This window comes from Ilyobacter sp. (genome assembly GCF_041583315.1).
GTDB lineage: Bacteria > Fusobacteriota > Fusobacteriia > Fusobacteriales > Fusobacteriaceae > Ilyobacter.
Genome location: NZ_JBFHGC010000227.1, coordinates 1 through 4,337, shown reverse-complemented (window position 1 = coordinate 4,337; position 4,337 = coordinate 1). Strand labels below are relative to the sequence as shown.

4 protein-coding genes are annotated in these 4,337 nt (G+C 28.0%); 3 read left to right on the top strand and 1 reads right to left on the bottom strand.

Annotated elements, in window-relative coordinates; all coding sequences use genetic code 11:
* The first annotated feature begins 516 nt into the window (after positions 1-516).
* From ABZA26_RS08775 to ABZA26_RS08765, 3 genes are all read left to right on the top strand, one after another.
* Complete coding sequence (locus tag ABZA26_RS08775) at positions 517-744, top strand: single-stranded DNA-binding protein (RefSeq protein WP_372714143.1); 228 nt, start codon at positions 517-519, stop codon at positions 742-744.
* Positions 745-863: 119 nt separating this feature from the next.
* Complete coding sequence (locus tag ABZA26_RS08770) at positions 864-1,730, top strand: hypothetical protein (protein ID WP_372714142.1); 867 nt, start codon at positions 864-866, stop codon at positions 1,728-1,730.
* Positions 1,731-1,912: 182 nt separating this feature from the next.
* Complete coding sequence (locus ABZA26_RS08765) at positions 1,913-2,962, top strand: Fic family protein (protein WP_372714141.1); 1,050 nt, start codon at positions 1,913-1,915, stop codon at positions 2,960-2,962.
* 252 nt (positions 2,963-3,214) lie between these two features.
* On the opposite strand, the gene ABZA26_RS08760 is transcribed toward ABZA26_RS08765, so the two are convergent.
* Positions 3,215-4,231 carry a sugar kinase gene (locus ABZA26_RS08760; RefSeq protein WP_372714140.1) on the bottom strand — a complete coding sequence of 339 codons (1,017 nt, stop codon included), beginning with the start codon at positions 4,229-4,231 and terminating at the stop codon, positions 3,215-3,217.
* Positions 4,232-4,337 lie beyond the last annotated feature (106 nt).

The following is a 4,337-nucleotide window of genomic DNA, read 5'->3' as shown; positions in this document are numbered from 1 at the left end:
TTTAACTCTGCTAAAGCTCTACTGGCTTTATTTAGCTGTTTTAATACTGCTATTGTCTCAATTTCTACCTCTGGGGGAAGGAATTTTAAATTGTTATTTGCTTTCATAAAAACCTCCATATGTGTAAATTTTTAAATTAATTACTATAATAAAATATATATGGGTATATTATACCCTTTTTTTCAATATATGTGTAATTTTTTTATTATTTTACACACATTATATTTTTTATTTAAAAATAATTGAAAAACTGCGGACAAAATATTGAGAATATCGCAAACAAAGTTGTAAAAAATACTAAATAAAAGGACACCCATAATTGGATGTCCTTCTAAGGTTGATTTTGCTGGGTTCGTTTTTGAATGTGCCAAAATAGTTATTATGGTACTTTCATTTATTTATATTTGTTTTTATTGACATAGTGAAAAAAAAGAGTTATAATTGATTAACAACATTGTTGATATCAATATTAACAGTTAATTAAACATTATTGTTTTATAAGGAGGAGGTTTTATTATGAGTATCGACTTACAGACAGCAATTAATACAGTGAATAATTTAAACAGTGGTGAAAAATTTTGTGTTAGAGATCTTTTTTTAGGATATGAATGGAATCGTGTACCTAGAGGGAAGCGTATGAATTTAGGAACTCTATTTTTACATGAGGTAGAAACTAATTTAAACACAGTAGTCAGAAAGTTAAAGAAAAACAGTGCCAATCAGCAGGTTTATGAAAAAATTTAATGTTAAATTAAGGAGGATTTTTTCTCCTTTTTTATTTTATTTCTTTAGTTTTTTAAATGGAAGTTAGAAAATGAATATTAGATTAGTTTAGATTAAGACTTAAGAAAAGGGGGAGAGTAATGAAAAAAATTAATATTTCTGGAATGATGCTAAAAATAAAAGTAATTGGGATAGGAAAATATGGGATAGATAAAATTAATTATTTAGTTAAAAATAAAATAGATTTCATAGAACATGTTGCCATAAGTGAAGAAAATCAAATTTTAAAGGATTCTTCAGCAGATATAAAAATTAAATTAGAGGATGACTCAGAAAAAAATATAGAAGAGATAAAGAAATACTTAAAAGATTTAGATGTTTTATTTATAACAAGTGAAATGAATGATAGTATAGAAGAACACTTATTATTTAAAGTATCTGAAATAGCAAAAGATATAGGAATTTTAACAATTGCTTTAGTTTCCATTAACTCTATTAATTTGATTTCGAAAGGGTATTCAAGAGTAGAAAAATTAAAAAAACTTGTAGATGCATTGATAATATCAGAGGACAAACATTTAAAACAACCTTTTGAAAACTCAGATTATTTTTTTAGAATTGCCATTAAGGGAATAACAGATTTGAGTACGCATACAGGTCTAATAGGACTAGACTATTTAGATATTAAAAATGCACTCTCGAATTCAGGATTAGTCGCTATAGGATTTGGAGAAGCAGAAGGAGAAAATAGAGCCTTAGAAGCTACTCAACAAGCTTTAAATAATTTATCCCCTCAGAAATCTATAAATGATATTAGAGATATAATATTAAATATAACAGCATCAAAGGAACTTGGAGTAAACGAAACTTTTGATGTAGCCAATCATGTACGAAAAGAGATTAATAAAAAAAATGAAGATGATACTGATATACTTTTTTCTACGGTTGAATCTAATAGTTTAGGAGAAAAATTAAACATAACGATAATTGCAACCTATAAAAAATAAATCTAACCCCAAATTCTTATTTTTAGTAAATCAACAAATAATTTATTGTACATTTATTTGGTATTATTATGATTTTTGTTTGTGGTCAATTTCATTTTATTGGCTTTCAGACTGTCCACACTTATCTCAATAATACTGATTTACCTTAAGCCCAATGATAACAATGATTTAGTTTTTTAAAGATGCAATTTAATTCCCCAAAGATAGAAATTGAAACAATAGCAGTATTAAAACAGCTAAATAAAGCCAGTAGAGCTTTAGCAGAGTTAAAAGCATATTCTGAGCTGATTCCAAATAAAGATATACTGATAAGCTCCTTAGCCCTTCAGGAAGCTAAAGCCAGTTCAGAAATAGAAAATATAGTAACTACCAATGATAACCTTTATAAATCTATTGTGACAGAAAAAAATATAGATCCTAATACTAAAGAAGTTCTCAACTATAGAAAAGCTCTTTGGAAAGGGGTTGATCTAGTTAAGTCAAATGGTTTTATTAGTACTAATGTTATATTGGAAATACAGCAGATACTAGAAGATAATAAAGGTGGAATTAGAAAAATACCTGGAACAGCCCTCAGAAATTCTCTTACTGGAGATGTAATATATACTCCTCCTACTGGAGAATCTCTAATTAGAGATCTGTTAGCCAATTTGGAAGAATACTACAATATAGAAACTGAAGTAGATCCATTAATAAAATTAGCAGTCTCTCATTATCAATTTGAGGCAATTCACCCATTTTACGATGGGAATGGAAGAACTGGACGTATTTTAAATATCCTTTATCTTCTCAAAGAAGAACTATTGGATTCTCCAATTCTCTATCTAAGTTCATATATCATAAAAAATAAGCAGAGTTATTACAGCCTTCTAAATAAAATAACAACAGAAAATAATTGGGAAGAGTGGATCTTGTATATATTGAAAGCTATAGAATTTACATCGAAAGAAACTCTGGAACTTGCTAAAGGGATAAAAGTATTGATGGATAATACGATTACTGAAGTTAAAGAAATATTACCTAAAATCTACAGTAAGGAGCTTATAGAATTTATTTTTACTGAAATTTATACAAAGGGATCTCATTTAGTAGAAAAAGGATTTGCCAATAGGAAAACTGTTTCAAAGTATTTAAAATCACTGGAAGAAATAGGTATTTTAAAGAGTGAAAAAATGGGAAGAGAGGTTATCTATATAAATATCCATCTTTTTAACCTATTGAAAAATAAATGATAAATGATAAAAAATAAAATTATAAAAGACCTAGCTATTAAGCCAGGTCTTCTTATCTCAAAACTACAATATTTGTAATTGTGGATTTTATGGTGGAAGTGAAAAATAATGAACCCGTGTCTACTATGATTTTAGTAATATTTATATTCTAAAAATTTAACGATACGAAAGTGTTAAAACAATTATTTTGGTATGTTCATAATTTATTTTAATTAATTCCATTGTTTTTTAGGGATATCATAAATTTTTTTATTATCTTCCTACATCATATCCAGTTCCTTTGAATAATTGTTCAATTTCATTTTTTGCAACAAGGTTAGCGTCTCCAGGTATTGTATGTTTTAATACAGCTGATGCGGAAGCAAATTCGATTTTATAATTATCATTTGCCTCTGTGAGGTATCCATATAAAAATCCCGAAGTAAATGCATCTCCACTACCTACTCTATCTATAATGTCTACTTCATATTCTTTAGAACTTACTATCTCCTTACCATTAAAAAGTAGACCACTATAGATATTTTTAGATGCAGATACTACTTTTCTAACAGATGATACTATATATTTAAAATTATATTTTTCCATAACTTTAGGGTAGAGAATTTGATAGCAGTCTAGAATAGTTTCATCCTGACAACCTTTTTCGATATCTAATCCAAGTATATTTATAAAATCAAGATATCCTGCAAGAGCTATATCCACATATTTCAAGATTTTTTTTATTCCCTTAGATGCCTCTTTTAGAGTCCACACTTTGCTTCTATAATTGAAGTCAAAACTTACTGTGATACCTCTTTTTTTTGCTTCCTTCATAAAAAATTCAGCTAATTCAAAAGCTTCAGAACTTACAGCAAGAGTTATACCAGATACATGAAAAAGACAAGCGTCTGAAAAAATAGCGTCTAAATCAAATTCATCTATCGATACTTTTGAAAAAGCAGAATACTTTCTATCATAAATAACTTTACTACTTCTTACTGAGAAACCTGACTCCAAAAAATATGTACCTATTTTTTCCCCACCTCTTGCGACGTTAGAAATATCTACTCCATAACTTCTAGCGTGGCGTAAAGCAGCATCTCCTAATTCATTTTGAGGAGCTTTTGTCACAAGTTTCGTATCTATCCCTAAATTAGCAAGGTCTACAGCTACATTTATTTCAGCTCCTCCATAATTTATCTCAAAAAATGTAGAATTGACAATCCTTTTATTTCCTTGAGGAGAAAGTCTTAAAAGGATTTCTCCCAAAGTAACTACTTTTTTTTTCATTTTATTCCTCCATTTTTTTTCTAGAAATTTTAACTTTTTCTACAAAACTATTTGCTTTTTTTGTTATTTCTTCAGCTGTCCCATTGGTTAATTGTCCACCTACACC

Bases quoted from the DNA above. Each gene is read 5' to 3' on its own strand.
- ABZA26_RS08775 (WP_372714143.1), top strand. From the start codon at position 517: ATGAGTATCGACTTACAGACAGCAATTAATACAGTGAATAATTTAAAC.
- ABZA26_RS08770 (WP_372714142.1), top strand. From the start codon at position 864: ATGAAAAAAATTAATATTTCTGGAATGATGCTAAAAATAAAAGTAATT.
- ABZA26_RS08765 (WP_372714141.1), top strand. From the start codon at position 1,913: ATGCAATTTAATTCCCCAAAGATAGAAATTGAAACAATAGCAGTATTA.
- ABZA26_RS08760 (WP_372714140.1), bottom strand. From the start codon at position 4,231: ATGAAAAAAAAAGTAGTTACTTTGGGAGAAATCCTTTTAAGACTTTCT.